The organism is Reyranella sp. (assembly GCF_965279625.1).
Classification (GTDB): Bacteria; Pseudomonadota; Alphaproteobacteria; order Reyranellales; family Reyranellaceae; genus Reyranella.
Window position 1 is genome coordinate 3,435,517 of record NZ_OZ257251.1, and the last position, 17,680, is coordinate 3,453,196.

Sequence of the window (17,680 nt, forward strand, 5' to 3'; positions counted from 1 at the left end):
CGTCAGGCCGTTGGCAAGGGTTCGGGTTGCCAGCCTGTCCTCGCCATGAAGAGGCGGGCCGTGCCGTAGGCCAGCAAATACAGCGCAAACAGGTCGATGAACGCGACCAGGACGGCGAAGGCGATGGCGAAGGTCGACGAAGGTTGCTCCAGGGCCGCCGACGAGAAGGCTAAGAGCAGCGGGACGGCCAGGTCGATCAGCGTGCACAGGATCACGAGGGAAACGAGAGGGACCCGGATGCCTTTGGATTGCCGGGTGGCTTCACGGGGATCCCACTTCAATCCTGCCACGCTAGCGGCCGGTGCCAGGAACTGCAGCGAGAAGACCAGGCTCGTCAGAAGCATCGTCGCCGCGCTGATGACAGTTGCGGCCACCAGCCCCGTCTTGGACAACCCCGGTGCCACGACGATGAGCAGGGTCAAGCCTGCGACATACATGACGAATCCATAGGCGAAACCAAATCCCCAGACGCCGCCACTCGGCACAGACAAGCTTCGTCCGACTTTGCTCTTCGCCAGTAATTTCTTTCGCTGCTTCAGGTCGGCAAACATGGCGAGTTTCAGCCACCGATCGAGAGCAAGGGTGAAGAGGATCGCGAGCGCGATCGTTCCGGTGTTGGTGATCCTGAACCAGGCGATGCCCGGAATGGCAAAGGCCGCGAACAGCCAGAAATCGCGCTGGTGAGCGCACCAGTGCTGGAAGCCTTCGCGGAACAGGTGGCTAAGCGAAGGCGTGTCGGCAGTCATTCCCTCGAACCTACTGTTGCCCGTTACCAAAAATCTCAGCGTGCGACTGTATCGTGTTCTACCAGAGATTGTACCGTGCAACGAGAAGAAGGGTTGCCGAGATGAGCGCCGATGAACTCTTGCGGCGCAACGCCCTACGCCCTGCGCCAGCGGTTACCGGAGTCGTAGTCGCATCAACACTTTCCTTGTCATCCCGAGCGCAGCGAGGGACCTTTAGCGGTCCCTGATCAAAGGTCCCTCGCTGCGCTCGGGATGACAATGGTGGGTGGTCGAAGAGACGCTTAAGCGAACGCCTTGCGCGCCAGCGCAGCACCTTCGCTCAGCGCACGCAGCTTGCCGTAGGCGACGCCGAGGGTCATCGGGGCCATGCCGCAGTTGGTGCAGGCCTGGATGCGCTCGGGATCGACGAACTCGGTCGCGAGCTTCAGGGTCGCGGCGACTTCCTCGGGCGTCTCGATCTTGTCGGAGGCGACGTTGATGGCCCCGACCAGTACGGTCTTGGTCTTCAGCAACTTCATCAGCTCGGGCGGCACGTGGCTGTCGCGCACTTCGAGCGAGACCTGCTGGATGCTGCTGCGGTCGAGCGCCGGGAAGGTCTGCTCGTACTGGCGCCAGCTCTCTCCCAGCGTCTCCTTCCACTTGTTGTTGGCCTCGATGCCGTAGCCGTAGCAGATGTGAACGGCGGTGGTGCACTTCAGCCCTTCGGCCGCCTTCTCCAGCGCCGGCACGCCCCAGTCCACCGTCTCGTTGAGGTAGACGTTGAAGGCGGGCTCGTCGAACTGGACCACGTCGACGCCCAGCCGCTCGAGGTCCTTGGCTTCCTGGTTCAGCAGCTCGGCGAAGGCGAAGGCCATCTTCACGCGGTCGCCGTAGTAGCCGTCGGCCAGCGTGTCGATCAGGGTCATCGGGCCGGGCAGGGTGAACTTGAGCTTGCGCGAGGTCGCGGCGCGGGCGATGCGCGCCTCGCGCTCGTGGACGAACTTGCGGCGCTTCAGCGCCGAGGTGACGGTCGGGCAGTCGGCGTCGTAGCGGTTGTTGCGGATGCCCATGCGGACCTTCTTGTCGAAGTCGACGCCGTCGACCTCGGCCAGGAAGCCGTGCACGAAATGCTGCCGCGCCTGCTCGCCATCGGTCACGATGTCGAGACCGGCCTCTTCCTGGCGCCGGATGGCGAGGAAGGTGGCATCGTCCTTGGCCTCGAACAGCGGCTCTCCGGACAGCGTCCAAGGCGCCCACAGGACGTTGGGCGTGGCCAGCCAGGCCGGCTTGGGCAGGCTGCCCGCGAGCGTCGTCTCGAACATGGCGTTTCCTCTTTTTCTAACTTGTCGTGTTGTTCGGGACCGGCACCGGCAGATTGGATCCGCGCGGCGATGCCGCCAGCGCCTCGGGCGGCATCGCCTCCGGCGGCAGAATCTGTCCGTAGGTGCCGGGGGCGCGCCATTGCAGCGTGCCGAACGCCCCGCAGCTCTCGCAGACCGGCCGCCAGCCTTCGTGATGGGCGCCACACGCGTTGCAGCGCCAGGCGCGATCGGCTGGCGCGGCCGCGGCGCGGCTGAGCCACGCGCGCACCTTGTCCTGTCCGGTCTGCTCGCGCTCCTCGACCTCGGCCATGAGGCGGCAGACGCGGGTCGACGGGTTCGTGCCCGCGGCGCTGTCGAGATGGCGCCGCGCCTCGCCCCACAGGCCGGCGTCGAGCGAGGCCTGGGCGAGCGCCAGATGGCTTTCGATGTCGGACGGGTTGAGGGCGGCCAGCCGGCGCGCGACGCCAACCCGCTTCAGCGCCTCGGTCTCGCCCGAGGCGTCGAGGTAGAGCGACGCGAGATCGGGATGCGGCGCCACCGACCAGCCGCGCTCGATGGCCTTCATCGCCTTCTTCGGGTCGCCGGCCTTGAGCTGCAGCTCGGCCAGGCGCTGCGTCACCGCGATGCGTTCCGGCGCGAGGCCGAAAGCCTCGCGGGCCAGCGCCAGGGCGTCGCTGGGACGGCCGTCGCGCTCGGCCTCGCGGCTGCGCTCCACCTCCAGCAGGGCCTTCAGGGTGCGGCCCTTGTCGGCCGTGACGACCTTGCGCCGGATGCCGGTCTCCAGCGTCTCCTGGGCGGCCCTCCACTGGCCGACCTGCGCCTGCATGTCGAACAGCGAATGCACGACCCACGGCGTGTGCGGCCGAAGCGCGAAGGCTCGTTCGGCATAGGACAGCGCCTGGGCCTGGTCGCCGTCGCGCAGCGACTGTCCGATCAGGCCGCGCAGCCCGAGGAAGGCCATCTGGTCGTCTTCGAGCATGGCGGTGAAGGCGCGACGTGCGCCGTCGCGGTCGCCGTTGAGCTGCGCCGCCTGCGCCGAGAGAAGCAGCGTGAGGGCCGGCTCCGACAGGAGTTGCTCGGCCTTGCGGGCATGCTTCTGCGCTTCCACACCGTCGCCCGCGGCGACGGCGGCGAGCCCCTGTGTCAGCTCGCGATAGCCGCGACGACGGCGGCTCTCGCCCCAGCCATCGAGCAGCGCGCCCGGGGCGCCGACGATCCAGCGATAGAGAAGCCATCCGCCGACGCTGACCAGGATCAGCACGACCACGGAGATCATCAGCACGCCGACGCTGGTATCGAGCCGCCAGCCGCGGAACTCGGCGGTCACGGAGCCCGGCCGTTCGGCCAGCCACACCGCGCCCAGCATCGCCACGATGGCGAAGACGAACCAGATGATGGTGCGCAGGATCGTCATGGCAGGGCCTACCGGGCCGAGCCGAGCAGGGTGACGGCCTGCGAGGAGATCTGGTCGGCCGCCTGTTTTGCCGCGAGATTGGCTTCGGCGCGCGACAGCCAGCCGGCGGTGGCGCGCGCCGTCTGCGGCGGCAACGTCTTCACAAGCGCGACCGCCTTGGCAAGGTCACCGGCCTCGAGGGCGGCTTCGGCCCGTGCGAGCTTGGCTTCCGTGCCGTCCCCATCGACGTCGTTGCCGACCCGGCGCAGGGAAACCAGTCCCCGCACCTTGCCGAGCAGCCGCTCGCCGAACGAATCGTCGGCGAGATCGTCGGCCAGCGCGGCCTTGGCGACCGCCGGGAACTCAGCCACCAGTGTAGAACGCGAGGCCACGCCGTTCTGGGCATAGGCCTGCAAGGCGGTGGCGCTCTCGGTCAGCTTGGCGTCGCCCTGGGCCAGCGGCGTCAGCAAGGCGAGGTCGGTGGCGAAGGGCAGGCCGGATTCGACGGCCGCGCTCAGCCGTGCCGCGATGCCGATCAGGGCGGAGGCGCGCGCGGCGCTCATCGCCTTCTGTTCGCCGGCATTGCGGGCACTGGCCTCGCCGCGCGCCTTGTCGACGGCTTCGGCCAGCAGTTTCGTCTGGTCGCGCTGGGCGGCGACCGTCTGGTCGATCGTCTGCACGGTGTTGCGCATCGTCGCGAGTTCGAGCCGCAGGGTGGCGAGTTCCTTTTCCTGTTCCGGGCTGGGTGTCGCTGGCGTCGGTGCGGGGGCCGGCGTCGCGGGCGCCGCCGTTGCGGCCCCAGGCGTAGCGGCGCGGCCTTCCAGCGCCTCGACCTTGCTGCGCAGCTCGGCAATCGCCGGATCGGGGCCGGTGCCGCCGGGGCTGGCCGGCCGCTCCGCCGCAGCGGCGGAGGCCGCACGTACCCGCTTTTCGAGATCATCGAGGCGGGCCGAGAGCTCGCGCTTGGCGGCTTCCACCGAGGCGTTTGCAACGGCGGCCGCATCCTGGCGAACCTGTTGGAGGTCGAGGGCGGGTGCCGGCGTTACGGACGCCGCCCCCTGGCCCTGCCACAGCGCGCGGACCTCGGCCGGCCAATAGGGGAGCGTGATCAGGGCGCCGGCCAGCACGAGGCAGGCAGCGATCAGACCGGTGAAGAAGGCCCCGACGATGCCGAGGCCGCGGCGGACCTGCACGGGCGGCGGCGCGACGGCAGATGCCGGCGGCGCGGTCGGCTCGGGAGAAGAAGGTGTGTCGCTCATGATGCTCGGTCCTTCTACGGCTGCCCGGGGGGCAGCCTTGGGGGCGTCCGCTACGGGCGCCACGGGCAGCCGGTCGATCTCGTCCAGAACGGACTGGCGGGTGGGGCGCGCCGCCGCCACCGTCGCCTTGAAAGGCAGGACACTCAAGGGTTCGAGCGCCGCAGGGCTGATGGCGATGGCGGTGACGTTCGACAGGGAGGCGGAAAGTCCGGCCTCCTGCACCAGCCGGGCGAACAGCTCCGAGGCGCGCGGCGAAAAGAACATCGCGGCGTCGAGTGCGCGGGCCGCGATCGCGGCGCGCGCCGAGTCGGGCAGGGCGGTCTCCTCGCGGGCGTCGTACAGGGCCGCGCGGCGCACGTCGAAACCGTCCGCGGCGAGGGCCGCGGCGAAATCCAGCGCGATGTCGACGCCGGACACGTGAAGGAGGGGACCGGCCTTTGGGTCGAGGCGCGTTCGCACGAGTTCGGCCAGCGCCAGTCCGTCGCCCGCGGCGGAGGTGACCGAGACGAAGCCCAGCCCCTCGGCGGTCGCGGCGGTGGTGTCGCCGACCGCCAGGATCGGTTTGCCCCGTTGTTCGCTGGCTTCGGCCAGCGCGCGCGCGCCGTTGGCGCTGCTCAGCAGGATGGCCTGGCATGCGGAGAGATCCGTGGCGAAATCCGCCGACGGATGAAGAATCTCGAGACGGAACAGGGGCGCGATGACGGGGACATGGCCGCGCTCGGCCAGCGCCGTCGCCAGCGTGGTCGCCTCGCGTTCCGGCCGGGTGATCAGCACGCGCATGACGCCTCCGTAGCCGGGGCGTCGGGCCGACGCAACGTCGGAGAAATTAAAGAAGTACGACGCCTTCCAGCGCGAGCAGCTGGCGCTTGGTCGGCAGGCCCTGGCCGCCCGAGAAGCCGCCCTCCTTGCCGCCGCTGCCCAGGACCCGATGGCAGGGCACGATGATGGGGATGGGATTGCGGCCGCAGGCCATGCCGACGGCGCGCGGGCCGGAACTCAGCGCTATCGCCATGCCCCCATAGGTCGCGGTCCCGCCGAAGGGTATTTCGCACATCATGTTCCAGACGCTCTTCTGGAAGTCGGTGCCGCGCGCGGCCAGCGGCAGGTCGAAGCGCTTGAGCTTTCCGGCGAAATATCGTTCCAACTGGCGCACCGCCTCTTCGAGCACAGGCGTCGTCGAGCTGTCGCGCGCGCTTTCGCCATTGGACCACCGCACCGAGGTCACGGCGTCGTGATCCGCCTCGATGGCCAATCGGCCGACCGGGCTGTCGACGTAACAAATGGACATATGGCAAGCGTAGCGCCGGCGTCCGCCATTTGCCAACATGGGGAAGATGTCAGGGGGAGTGATGAGCAAGGGGCTGAGGTCCTCGAAGAAAGGCCCGACCCGCCGCGCACTGCTCGGCGGCGCTGCCGTGCTGGCGCCTGCGCTTGCCCTTTCCGGTAAGGCGTTCGGCCAGCCGGTGCCGCGCCGTCCGCAGCCCGAGGTCGGGCCGCCGCCGGTCGTGTTCGTGCACGGCAATGGCGATTCCAGCGCGCTCTGGATCAACAATCTGTGGCGTTTCGAAGCCAACGGCTACAAGCGCAACCAGCTCTTCGCCATCGACTTCATCTATCCCAACGCGCGCAGCGACGATTCGAAGGCGCAGCCGTTGCGGTCCTCGGCCGAGGACCAGATGAAGGAACTGTCGGGCTTCGTGCTGCAGGTCCTGAAGGCCACGCGCCGCCGCAAGGTCGCTCTCGTCGGGTCCTCGCGCGGCGGCAATGCCATCCGCGCCCTGCTGAAGAACGGCGGCGGGGCGGACCTGATAAGCCACGCCGTGCTCTGCGGAACGCCCAACAAGGGGATCGTAATCTCCGAGTCCCTGCTGCCTGGCAGCGAATTCAACGGCGCCTTTCCGTTCCTCAAGGGTCTCAACGACGGTCCCGACGATCTGATCCCGGGCGTCGAGATGATGGCGATCCGATCGGACAGCAACGACAAGTACTCGCAGCCGGATGGTCGCTTCGTCGGCGCGCCCGGCAAGCCGACCGGCGTCGGCTACGATGCCTCCGAACTGCGCGGCGCGCGCAACGTGATCCTGGACGGACTCGACCACCGCGAGGTGGCGTTTCACAAGCTGGCTTTTGCCGCGATGTTCGAACACATCACCGGCAAGCCGCCGGGCAGCATGTTCATCGCCCAGGAGCCGCTGCCGATCCTGAACGGCAAGGTGACCGGCATCAGTGAAGGCACCTACACCAACATCCCCGTCGCCGGCGCGGAGGTCGAGATCTTCGAGGTCGACGCAAAGACAGGCGAGCGCAAGAGCGCGGTGGCGCTGCTGCGCAAGACCACCGGCGAGGACGGCGTCTGGGGACCCTTCGTCGGTCGCTCCGATTCCCATTACGAGTTCGTGCTGCGTATCGCAGGCCTGCCGACGACGCACACCTACCGCTCGCCGTTCCTGCGCTCCAGTGACGTGGTCCATCTGCGGCCGCAGCCCTTCGGCAAGGCCGACGAGGGCGCCGGGGCGATCACCCTCATGAGCCGCCCGCGCGGCTATTTCGGCGTCGGTCGCGACAAGTTCTCGCTCGACGGCAAGGTGCCGCCCGGCATCAACGATGGTGTGCCCGGCGTGTCCGTGGGCCGACTGGCCTTCGAGGCCGCGCCGCCGCGCACCGTGACCGCCGTGTTCAACAACGAAACCATCCCGACCCGCACCTGGCCGGCCAAGGACGGCCACATCGTGGTGGCGGAGTTCCTGAACTGAATCCTGTCTATTCCTCTCCCCCTAGCGGGGAGAGGAGGAAGATGCTGTTCAGCTCTCGTACGTGTACTTGAAATTGCAGTGGCTGGCGCCCTGCATGATCGTCTGGGTGCGTTCGAGCTTGAGCTTGGGGTCGTAGCCCTCGCAGAAGGCGCCGTCGCGGTTGCAGGACAGCAGGCCGCCGATCTCCCCGAGCCCCATCTTCTTGTAGGTTTCGGCATAGCGGCAGCGCACGACATCGAACACGAAGGTCTTGTCGGTCTGCTCGCGCACCTCGATCTCCAGTGACCCGCCCTTGGTCCAGAGATGCTGGATGTCCTGAAACGACTTGAGCGAGGTGCCGCCGGGTACCGAGGCGGCGAAGGCCCTGGCCTGCTCGATGGCCGAGCGTCGCACCGACTCCTCGATCGTCTTCTTCGCGACCTCCTCGCCGTGGCTCGCCTTCAGGGTCTCGTAGACCTCTTTGAGGAGCTCGGCCTCGATGGTCCGCCTCTCCAGCATCGAGAGGCCTTCGGGATGGGGCGAGGCGGCGGGTGACTGGCTCATGGCTTGTCTCCAGAACAGGGAATAATCGAACCTAGCGTGTCGGCGGCATCTTGACATGGGGGAGCCCCGATGAAATATCGGCCCCAGCATGATTTCGCTCGCCCTCCTCCGGTCGCGACGTCGCCGCTCGCAAAAGCGGTAAGAGAACGCGCGCGCGCAACAGTAACAAACGCGCCGTATCGTGAAGCCGCTGGAGAGACGAAGCGGCTTCCATCCTTCCTTCTCCAGTCGGCCGTTTCCCTCAAGGCCCTGCATCGAGAGAGAAGTCCATGACCAGCAACAAGACCAAGATTTTCATCGACGGCCAGCACGGCACCACCGGCCTGCAGATCCTCGACCGGCTCAAGGACCGGCCGGACATCGAGTTGCTGGAATTGCCAGTGGCCGACCGCAAAGATCTGGGCAAGCGCGCCGAGATCGCCAAGGCTTCCGACATCACCGTGCTGTGCCTGCCCGATGCCGCCGCCAAGGAGCTCGTGGCGGCGATCGGCGACAGCGACACGGTCGTGATCGACGCCTCGACGGCGTATCGCGTGGCCGACGGCTGGACCTACGGTTTCCCGGAACTGGCCAAGGACCAGCGCAAGAAGCTGCTCGCCTCGAACCGCATCAGCAATCCGGGCTGCTATCCGACCGGCGCCATCGCGCTGCTGCGGCCGTTGGTCGACGCCGGCATCGTGCGCGCCGATTCCACGCCCGCCGTGTTCGGCGTGTCGGGCTACACCGGGGGCGGCAAGGAGCTGATCGCCGTCCATGAGCAGCCGGGCGTCGAGCCGTTCGGCCTCTACGGGCTGGAGCTCACGCACAAGCACGTGCCGGAGATGAAGAAGTATTCCGGCCTCACGCATGCGCCGCTGTTCGTGCCGTCGGTCGGCCACTATGCCCAGGGCATGCTGATCACCGTGCCGATCACGCGCGACATCACCACGAAGCAGGTGACGGCCAAGGACGTCCACCAGGTGCTGAGCGACTATTATGCCGGCGAGACCTTCGTGCCGGTGCGGCCGCTCGCCGACCGGGCGTGGCTGGAGCGCGACCGCTTCCTGCGGGCCGACCGGCTGATCGACACCAACACGATGGAGCTGGCGGTCTACGGCAACGATGCCGAGGGCAACGTGCTGGCCGTGGCCTCGCTCGACAATCTCGGCAAGGGCGCGTCGGGCGCGGCGGTGCAGTGCATCAACCTCAAGACCGGCGTCGCCGAGACGACGGGCCTCACCGTCGGCTGAGGCGCGTCTCATGGACGAGACACCGGCGCTGCGGCGCGCGGTGGCGGACGATGCCGCCGCCGTGCGCGTGCTCACGCGCGAAGCCTACGCCAAGTGGGTCCCCGTGATCGGCCGCGAACCGCTGCCGATGCGCGCCGACTATGACGAGGCAGTGCGCCAGCACCGCGTCGACCTGGCGTTTCTCGATGGCGGCCTCGCCGCCCTCATCGAAACGATCGACAAGGGCGATCACCTGGTGATCGAGAATGTCGCCGTCGCGCCCGCCTTCCAGGGGCACGGCCTGGGCAGGTACCTGCTCGCGCACGCCGAGCGGCTGGCGCTCGGCCTCGGCTACGCCGAGGTACGGCTCTATACGAACAAGATGTTCGAGGCGAACGTGCGGCTCTATCTCGCCTTCGGCTATCGGATCGACCGCGAGGAGACCTCGGCGCTCGGTGTCACGGTCTATATGAGCAAACCCCTCCTGCCGTGCGGCGTCGCGGCTTGACCGTGATCCCTTGAATGTGGTCGCGTCCGGCGCGGAGGAAAAGCCATGCCGGACAGCAAGCCAAAGAACAAAACTCCCGATCAGCTGCGCAGCGCACGCTGGTTCGCGCCCGACGATCTGCGCGCCTTCGGCCATCGCTCGCGCGCGATGCAGATGGGCTACGCACCGGAGGAATGGGCCGGCAAGCCGGTGATCGCCATCCTCAACACCTGGTCGGACGCCCAGCCCTGCCACATGCATTTCAAGACGCGCGTCGACGACGTGAAGCGCGGCGTGCTCCAGGCCGGCGGCTTCCCGATCGAGTTGCCGGCGCTGTCGCTGTCGGAAAGCCTGCTGAAGCCGACGACCATGCTCTACCGCAACCTGCTCGCCATGGACGCGGAAGAGCTGCTGCGCGGCCATCCGGTCGATGGCGTCGTGCTGATGGGCGGCTGCGACAAGACCACGCCGGCGCTTTTGCTGGGTGCGATCAGCATGGGCCTCCCGACGATCTACCTGCCGGCCGGGCCGATGCTGCGCGGCAACTGGAAGGGCAAGACTTTGGGCTCGGGCTCCGACGCCTGGAAGTATTGGGACGAGCGCCGTGCCGGCAAGATTTCCGAGAGCGACTGGGTCGACGTCGAGGCTGGCATCGCGCGCAGCTACGGCACCTGCATGACGATGGGCACGGCCGCGACGATGATGGCGATGGCCGAGACGCTCGGCATGTCGCTGCCCGGCGCCTCGTCGATCCCGGCTGCAGACGCCAACCACATCCGCATGTCCTCCGAATGCGGCCGGCGCATCGTCGACATGGTCTGGGAAGACCTGACGCCGAACAAGATCCTGACGCACGAGGCGTTCCTCAACGCCATCACCGTGGCCATGGCGGTCGGCTGCTCGACCAACGCCATCATCCACCTGATCGCGCTGGCGCGCCGCGCCGGCCAGAAGATCGGCCTCGACGATTTCGAGCGCGCCAGCCGCACCGTGCCGGTGATCGCCAACATCCGGCCGAGCGGCGACAAATACCTGATGGAGGATTTCTTCTATGCCGGCGGCCTGCCGGGCCTGATCGAGCAGATCCGCGATCATCTGCATCTCGATGCCCTCACCGTGACGGGAAAGACGCTGGGCGAGAACGTGAAGGGCGCGGAGATCTACAACGACGACGTGATCCGCTCCGTCGCCAACCCGATCTACAAGGAGGGCGCACTCGCGGTGCTCAAGGGCAACCTCGCGCCCGACGGCTGTGTCATCAAGCCGAGCGCCTGTGCGCCCAAGTTCCTGAAGCACACCGGCCCGGCCCTGGTGTTCGACGACTACCCGTCGATGAAGGCGGCGATCGACCGCGAGGATCTCGACGTCACGGAAGACACGGTGCTGATCCTGCGCAACGCCGGGCCTCAGGGCGGGCCGGGCATGCCGGAATGGGGCATGCTGCCGATCCCGACCAAGCTGGTGAAGCAGGGCGTGCGCGACATGGTGCGGCTCTCCGACAGCCGCATGAGCGGCACCAGCTACGGCGCCTGTATCCTGCACGTCTCGCCTGAATCCTATATCGGCGGACCGCTCGCTCTGGTGAAGACCGGCGACATGATCTCGCTCGACGTCGACAAGCGCACGATCGACATGGACGTCTCCGACGAGGAACTGGCAAGGCGCAGGGCAGCGTGGACGAAGCCCGAACCCCGCTACGAGCGAGGTTATGGCTGGATGTTCACCAAGCACATCAAACAGGCCAACGAAGGTTGCGACTTCGATTTCCTCGAAACCGAGTTCGGCAAGCCGGTCGCGGAGCCGTCGATTTACTGAGGCATCAAAAAGGCGTCGTCTCAGGGCGGGGGTTACCCCGCCCGAACCGGAGCACCGAAGGCGCGGAGGGGAGAGACCTTGTCTCCCCCAAAGATCGGCAAATGGTGGAGAGCAGGTCTCTCCACCACGCCTCTCTTTGCGAGGCTCCGGTCGAGACGACGAGGATCCATTGGTGTAGAACGACGCGCCTCGATTCGGCCGTGGGGAGAAAATCCTTTTACGCCGGTCACGTAGCGCGACCACTTCTCATCGATTTGCGCCTGACCGATTGTCTGGCGCGAACGAGTTTTCTATCTCAGTCGCGCTGCACGCAGCCGCGTGCCCGTTTGCAGAGAGTTTTCATGACCTTGTCGTCGTTTCAGCGTCGCGCCTTCCTGGCGGGCGGCGTGTCGCTGCTGGCCTCCCCTGCGCTTGCACAGGGCGCGCGTGTCCCCGTTCGTGTCGGCAATATCCCGGTGATCGGCGCGGCGCCGATCTTCGTGGTCGACCATGAAGGATGGGCCAGGCAGGCCGGTCTCGATCTGACCCTGACGACCTTCCAGTCGGGCCCGCATGCCATCCAGGCGCTGGCCTCCGGCACGCTCGACGTCTACGTCGCGGGCATCGCGCCGCTGGGCGTCGCGCGGTCGCGCGGCGTCGACGTGAAGGTGGTGGCGGCGACAGCCAGTGGCGAGAACGTGTTCGTGGCCGTGCCGCGGCTCGCCACGCATTTTGCCCGTGGCGTCGCGCCCGCGGAGGCCTTCAAGCGTTATCGTGCAGCCTCCGGCAAGCCCGCGCGCCTTGCCACGCAGCCGGCCGGCTCGGTGCCCAACACGACGCTGCAATACTGGCTTTGGGAAGTCATCAAGGCCAGTCGCGACGACGTCGAGATCGTGGCCATGGGCATCGATGCCACGCAGCAGGCCGTGCTGGCCGACGCCGTCGAGGGCGCGACCGTGCGGGAGCCCGCCCTCTCGATCATCCAGAAGGCCAATCCCGGCATCAAGCTGGTCGAAGTCGGCGACAAATTGTTCCCCGGCCAGCCCGGCACTGTCGTGGGCGTCTCGGGCGCATTCATCGCCAAGCATCCGGCGGCGGTGCAGTCGCTGGTCGATGCGCTGGTGCGCGCCGGCGATCTGCTGACACGCGATCCGGACAAGGCCGCTCCTGCCGTTGCCGCGAACCTCGCCAAGGGCATCGTTAATCTCGAGATCATCAGGACGGCGCTGAAGTCCCCGGCGACCAAGTTCGTGATCGATCCGCGCGAGGTCATCGCGCCGTCGAAGGCGATGGAGGCCTATCAGGTGAAACTGGGCTCGCTCAAGGAAGCCGCACCCCTCGACGACCTGTTCGACGTGCGCTTCTACGAGAAAGCGCGGCGGCCAGGCTGAGCTCGGGCCAGGATAGGCCGATGGCCATGACCCAGACCGCCGACTTGCCGGCCTCGTCCGCGCCGAGCCGCGCTCGCCTCAGCGCGCTCGGCTCGATCGGGCTGGGCGCCGCGGGCCTGCTCGCCTTCCTGCTGATCTGGCAGGCCGTACCGACCTTCGGGCTGGTCAACCCGATGATGCTGCCGGGCCCGCTGGCGATCCCCGAAGCTTTCCGCAGCGAGCTCGACTCCGGCATGTGGCTGAAGGCGGTCACGGGCAGCCTCAGCCACTATGGAATCGGACTGGTGGTCGGTGCGGTCCTCGGCGTGGCGGTCGGCGTCCTCACCGGCATGTCGCGCGTCGCCGAGGACCTGACTTCGTGGGTCGTGCGGCTGCTGCGTCCGATCCCCGGCCTCGCCTGGGCACCCTTCGCCATCATCTGGCTCGGCGTCACGCCGAAGGCCGCGGTCTTCATCATCGCCGTCTCGGTGTTCTGGATCGTGTTCTTCGCGGCGCACGGCGCGGTGCGCGGCGTCGATCGCGACCTTCTCGAAGTGGCGGAGGCGTTCGGCTTCCGCAGCCCTCTCGAGAAACTCTTCAAGATCTACCTGCCGGCCGCGATGCCGGGCATCCTCGTCGGCCTGAGGACTGCACTGGGCCAGGCCTGGATGGCGGTGGTCGCCGCCGAGATCTTCGGTGTGCCGGGCCTCGGCAACCGCATGATCGAGGCCTCGTCGCTGCTCGCGACCGACATCGTGGTCGTCTACATGCTCACCATGGCCGCGCTCTACGGCATCCTCGATTCTGCGTTCCTCGTCACCCAGAACTGGCTGCTGCGATGGAAAGCGTGATCGACAGCGTCATCGACATAAGGGGCCTCGGGCTCACCTTCGAGCGTGACGGTCGTCGCACCGAGGTGCTGCGGGAACTCGACCTGGCGATCCCGCGTGGCGGGTTCGTGGCCATCGTCGGCGCCTCGGGCGTCGGCAAGTCGACCCTGCTGCGCGTGCTGATCGGGTTGGCGAAGGCCAGCGCCGGTCGCGTGTCGCTGGCAACCCGCTCGACGGCGCGCCAGCCGGTGGCGCTGGTCTTCCAGGACTCGCGCCTCCTGCCATGGCGGCGGGTGGTCGACAACGTTGCCTTCGGCCTCGAAGGGGCGGGCCTGTCGAAGGCCGAGCGCCGCGCCCGGGCGGTCGGGGCGCTGCGCATCGTCGGCCTCGCCGAGCTCGCCGGCCGCTGGCCCTACCAGCTCTCGGGCGGCCAGCGCCAGCGCGTGTCGCTGGCCCGCGCGCTCGCCGTCGAGCCCGAGGTCCTGCTGATGGACGAGCCGTTCTCGGCCCTCGATGCGATCTCGCGCGAAGGGCTGCAGGACGAGCTGACACGCATCTGGCAGCAGACCGGCAAGACCATCCTGTTCGTCACGCACGATATCGAGGAAGCGACCTATCTGGCGGACCGCGTGATCGTGCTGGCGGGGTCGCCGGGACGGGCGGTGGTCGACCGGGTGATCGACTCGCCGCGGCCGCGCCGGCGCGACGATCCGGCCGAAGCCGGTCTGGTGGCGGAAATCAGGCGCCATCTTGGCAAGACAGGCTGATCCCGAACCCAAAGCGGCCTAACGACGCGCGTGATGCGCGTTCACGAAACCGAAAGCCTGCCGACTTACAACCGGCCCCCGATGGGGGTAGGGCGATGCGCCGTGCCGCTGCGTAGTATCGGGAAAAGCGCACATGCTCGTATCCAGACCTGACCAGGGCCGCCCGGCCACCACGCCGCTTGGCGTAGGCGGTACCGGCTTCCGGCCCAATCTCTACGACGCGGTCATCTTCGTGCTCGTGGTCGGCGTCTTCGTGCTGGTCGCGCACGGCTTCCGGGAGATGAACGCGCCGGCCCTCCGGCTCTCGACCGAACCCGTCACGCTCGATGTTGCCCGCCTCCCGGAATATGCGCTGCGCACCACGCTGCGCATGTTCGCGGCCATCATCGCCTCGCTGGTCTTCACGTTCGTGGTGGCGACCCTGGCGGCGCGCAGCCGCAAGGCCGAGCTGGTCATCCTCCCGGCGCTCGACATCCTGCAGTCGGTGCCGGTGCTGGGCTTCCTCACCTTCACCGTGACGTTCTTCCTGCAGCTTTTCCCCGGCAGCGTGCTGGGCGCGGAGTGCGCGGCGATCTTCGCCATCTTCACCGCCCAGGCCTGGAACATGGCTTTCAGCTTCTACCAGTCGCTGCGCACGGTGCCGCGCGACCTCGACGAGGTGGCGCGGCATTATCGCTTCTCGCCGTGGCTGCGCTTCTGGCGGCTCGACGTGCCTTTCGCCGCCCCCGGCCTGATCTGGAACACGATGATGTCGATGTCGGGCGGCTGGTTCTTCGTCGTCGCCTCCGAGGCGATCACGGTCGGCGACACCACGGTGATGCTGCCGGGCATCGGGTCCTGGCTGGCGCTGGCTATCCAGGCCCGCGACCTCAACGCGGTGCTGCTCGCCATCGCCACGATGGCCGCGGTCATCCTGGCCTATGACCAGCTCGTCTTCCGCCCGATCGTCGCCTGGGCCGACAAGTTCCGTTTCGAGCAGACGGCTGCCGATTCCCGGCCGCATTCGTGGCTCTACGATTTCTGGCGTCGCAGCCGGGTGCGGCCTCATCTCGTGCGCTCGATTGCCGGAGTGGCGGACCGCATCGCGCTGTTGCCCACGCCGCTCACCCGGCCGCCGGCCAGACCGAAGTTCGGCTTGCCCTCGCGCACAGGCGAAAGGATCTGGATCGCGTTCCTGGTCCTTCTGGCGGCCTACGCGCTTTGGCACATCGTACTGTACACCCGCACGACCCTGGGCTTCGCCGATCTGCGGATCGCCCTGTTCGACGGGTTTCTGACACTGATCCGGGTGCTGGTCCTGATCGCGCTGGCCAGCCTCATCTGGGTCCCGATCGGCGTGTGGATCGGGTTGCGCCCGCGTCTCGCGACGAGCCTGCAGCCGGTCGCCCAGTTCCTGGCGGCCTTCCCGGCCAACGTCGTGTTCCCCGTGGCCGTGGTGGCGATCGTGAGCCTGCGGCTCGATCCCAACATGTGGCTGAGCCCGCTGATGATCCTGGGCACCCAGTGGTACATCCTGTTCAACGTCATCGCCGGCGCGAGCGCGATCCCGACTGACCTGCGCGACGCCGCGGCGCTCTTTCGCATCAGCTCCTGGTCATGGTGGCGCAAGGTCGGTGTTCCGGCGATCCTGCCCTACTACGTGACCGGCGCGCTGACCGCGGCGGGCGGCTCCTGGAACGCCAGCATCGTGGCCGAGGTGGTGAGCTGGGGCGACACCCATCTGCGGGCCGAGGGATTGGGCGCCTACATCGCGGACGCGACGACTGCCGGCGACTTTCCGCGTGTCGTGCTGGGCATCGTGGTCATGGCGTTGATGGTGACCACGTGCAACCGCATCCTGTGGCGACCGCTTTATCGCCTCGCCGAGAACCGCTTCAGGCTCGAGTAGGAGAGACCGAATGGACACGATGATCTCCGTGGCCGACCGCACGCTGGTCAATGTCGACCACATCCGCAAGGTCTATCCCAAGGGGAGCGGCGAGGACCTGCTGGTCCTCGACGATGTCTGCCTGACGCTGGGCAAGAATGAGATCGTCTCGTTCCTTGGCCGCTCCGGCTGCGGGAAGACGACTCTGCTGCGCATCCTCGCCGGCCTGATGCCGGCGACCGGGGGCGAGGTGACCATCGCGGGCAAGAGCGTGGTCGGGCCGTCGCCGGAAGTCGCGATGGTGTTCCAGTCCTTCGCGCTCTTCCCCTGGCTCACGGTACTGCAGAACGTGGAGATCGGCCTCGAAGCGCAGGGCGTCGGCCCGGCCGAGCGCCACCGCCGCGCGCTCGCCGCCATCGACCTGATCGGGCTCGACGGATACGAGAGCGCCTATCCGAAGGAGCTGTCGGGCGGCATGCGTCAGAGGGTCGGCATTGCGCGCGCCGTCGTGGTTCAGCCCACCGTGCTGTTGATGGACGAGGCCTTCTCGGCCCTCGATGTGCTGACCGCCGAGACACTGCGCACCGACCTCCTGGACCTGTGGATCGAGGGTCGCCTGCCGATTTCGGCGATCGCCATCGTCACGCACAATATCGAGGAGGCGGTGCTGCTGTCGGACCGCGTGCTGGTCTTCGGGTCCAATCCCGGCCACGTCGCGGCGGAGATCAAGATCGACCTGCCGCACCCACGCAACCGCCTCGACCCCGCCTTCCGGGCGCTCGTGGAGAGTCTCTATGCCACGATGACGGCGCGTCCCGAAGGCAAGGCGAATCAAGGGCACTTCTTTGGTACCGGCATCGCCATGCTGCTCCCGAGGGTCTCGCCGAACATGATCGCGGGTCTTCTCGAATCGGTGGCGGCCGAGCCTCATCGAGGTCATGCGGGCCTGCCCGAACTGGCCGGCGACCTGCATATGGAGGTAGACGACCTGTTCCCGGTCGCCGAGGTGCTTCAACTGCTGCGCTTCGCCGAACTGGCGGAGGGCGACATCAAGCTCACCGAGCCGGGACGGCAGTTCGTCGGCTTCGGGCCCGATGCCCGCAAGAAGCTGTTCGCCCAGCATCTCCTGAATTACGTGCCGCTGGCGGGGCATATCCGCCGCGTCCTCGACGAGCGCGGCACGCATCGCGCACCGGGCAGCCGCTTCCGCGGCGAACTCGAGGACCACATGTCCGAGTCTTTTGCCGCGCAGACATTGCGCACCGTCACCTCGTGGGGCCGCTTCGGCGAGATTTTCGCCTACGATGAGGTGAGCGACGTGTTCAGCCTGGACAATCCGGGCTGACGGCGGCGCCGGAGGAC

General features: G+C 67.6%; 15 protein-coding genes. 9 read left to right on the forward strand and 6 right to left on the reverse strand.

Annotated elements, in window-relative coordinates; genetic code table 11:
- Positions 1–2 precede the first annotated feature (2 nt).
- The 5 genes from ACQY78_RS16650 to ACQY78_RS16670 form a co-directional block, all read right to left on the reverse strand.
- The gene (locus tag ACQY78_RS16650) at positions 3–746 is read right to left on the reverse strand and encodes a hypothetical protein (RefSeq protein ID WP_428676851.1); all 744 of its coding nucleotides are present in this window, start codon (positions 744–746) and stop codon (positions 3–5) included.
- 281 nt (positions 747–1,027) lie between these two features.
- Positions 1,028–2,047 carry a methionine synthase gene (locus tag ACQY78_RS16655; RefSeq protein ID WP_428676853.1) on the reverse strand — a complete coding sequence of 340 codons (1,020 nt, stop codon included), beginning with the start codon at positions 2,045–2,047 and terminating at the stop codon, positions 1,028–1,030.
- Positions 2,048–2,063: 16 nt separating this feature from the next.
- Entirely contained in the window at positions 2,064–3,461 is a 1,398-nt protein-coding gene (locus ACQY78_RS16660; protein ID WP_428676854.1) for a heme biosynthesis protein HemY, read from the reverse strand.
- A gap of 8 nt (positions 3,462–3,469) precedes the next feature.
- The gene (locus ACQY78_RS16665; RefSeq protein ID WP_428676856.1) at positions 3,470–5,479 is read right to left on the reverse strand and encodes a uroporphyrinogen-III synthase; all 2,010 of its coding nucleotides are present in this window, start codon (positions 5,477–5,479) and stop codon (positions 3,470–3,472) included.
- Positions 5,480–5,525: 46 nt separating this feature from the next.
- Positions 5,526–5,987, reverse strand: coding sequence for a methylated-DNA--[protein]-cysteine S-methyltransferase (locus ACQY78_RS16670; RefSeq protein ID WP_428676857.1), 462 nt, complete (start codon positions 5,985–5,987; stop codon positions 5,526–5,528).
- A gap of 61 nt (positions 5,988–6,048) precedes the next feature.
- On the opposite strand from ACQY78_RS16670, the gene ACQY78_RS16675 reads away from it, so the two are divergent.
- Complete coding sequence (locus ACQY78_RS16675) at positions 6,049–7,452, forward strand: alpha/beta fold hydrolase (protein WP_428676859.1); 1,404 nt, start codon at positions 6,049–6,051, stop codon at positions 7,450–7,452.
- Between the two features lie 48 nt (positions 7,453–7,500).
- Here ACQY78_RS16675 and ACQY78_RS16680 read toward each other — a convergent pair whose 3' ends face one another.
- The gene (locus ACQY78_RS16680) at positions 7,501–7,995 is read right to left on the reverse strand and encodes an L-2-amino-thiazoline-4-carboxylic acid hydrolase (protein WP_428676861.1); all 495 of its coding nucleotides are present in this window, start codon (positions 7,993–7,995) and stop codon (positions 7,501–7,503) included.
- A 269-nt stretch (positions 7,996–8,264) separates the two neighbouring features.
- Between ACQY78_RS16680 and argC the strand changes: the two genes are divergently transcribed.
- The 8 genes from argC (at position 8,265) to ACQY78_RS16720 (ending at position 17,663) form a co-directional block, all read left to right on the forward strand.
- A complete protein-coding gene (gene argC, locus ACQY78_RS16685) occupies positions 8,265–9,224 on the forward strand; it encodes an N-acetyl-gamma-glutamyl-phosphate reductase (protein ID WP_428676863.1) in 960 nt (319 codons plus the stop codon).
- 10 nt (positions 9,225–9,234) lie between these two features.
- Positions 9,235–9,711: a GNAT family N-acetyltransferase gene (locus ACQY78_RS16690; RefSeq protein WP_428676864.1), complete on the forward strand. Its 477-nt coding sequence runs from the start codon at positions 9,235–9,237 to the stop codon at positions 9,709–9,711.
- Positions 9,712–9,756: 45 nt separating this feature from the next.
- On the forward strand, positions 9,757–11,505 hold the full coding sequence (gene araD, locus ACQY78_RS16695; RefSeq protein ID WP_428676866.1) for an L-arabinonate dehydratase: 1,749 nt from the start codon (positions 9,757–9,759) through the stop codon (positions 11,503–11,505).
- A 341-nt stretch (positions 11,506–11,846) separates the two neighbouring features.
- Positions 11,847–12,875 carry an ABC transporter substrate-binding protein gene (locus ACQY78_RS16700; protein WP_428676868.1) on the forward strand — a complete coding sequence of 343 codons (1,029 nt, stop codon included), beginning with the start codon at positions 11,847–11,849 and terminating at the stop codon, positions 12,873–12,875.
- Between the two features lie 20 nt (positions 12,876–12,895).
- A complete protein-coding gene (locus tag ACQY78_RS16705; protein ID WP_428676870.1) occupies positions 12,896–13,705 on the forward strand; it encodes an ABC transporter permease in 810 nt (269 codons plus the stop codon).
- Positions 13,693–14,451, forward strand: a complete 759-nt coding sequence (locus ACQY78_RS16710; protein ID WP_428676872.1) for an ABC transporter ATP-binding protein — start codon at positions 13,693–13,695, stop codon at positions 14,449–14,451. The genes ACQY78_RS16705 and ACQY78_RS16710 overlap by 13 nt, the downstream gene beginning before the upstream one ends.
- Before the next feature lie 133 nt (positions 14,452–14,584).
- Positions 14,585–16,339 carry an ABC transporter permease gene (locus ACQY78_RS16715; RefSeq protein ID WP_428676873.1) on the forward strand — a complete coding sequence of 585 codons (1,755 nt, stop codon included), beginning with the start codon at positions 14,585–14,587 and terminating at the stop codon, positions 16,337–16,339.
- Between the two features lie 19 nt (positions 16,340–16,358).
- Positions 16,359–17,663, forward strand: a complete 1,305-nt coding sequence (locus tag ACQY78_RS16720) for an AAA-associated domain-containing protein (protein WP_428686409.1) — start codon at positions 16,359–16,361, stop codon at positions 17,661–17,663.
- The last annotated feature ends 17 nt before the right edge of the window (positions 17,664–17,680 follow it).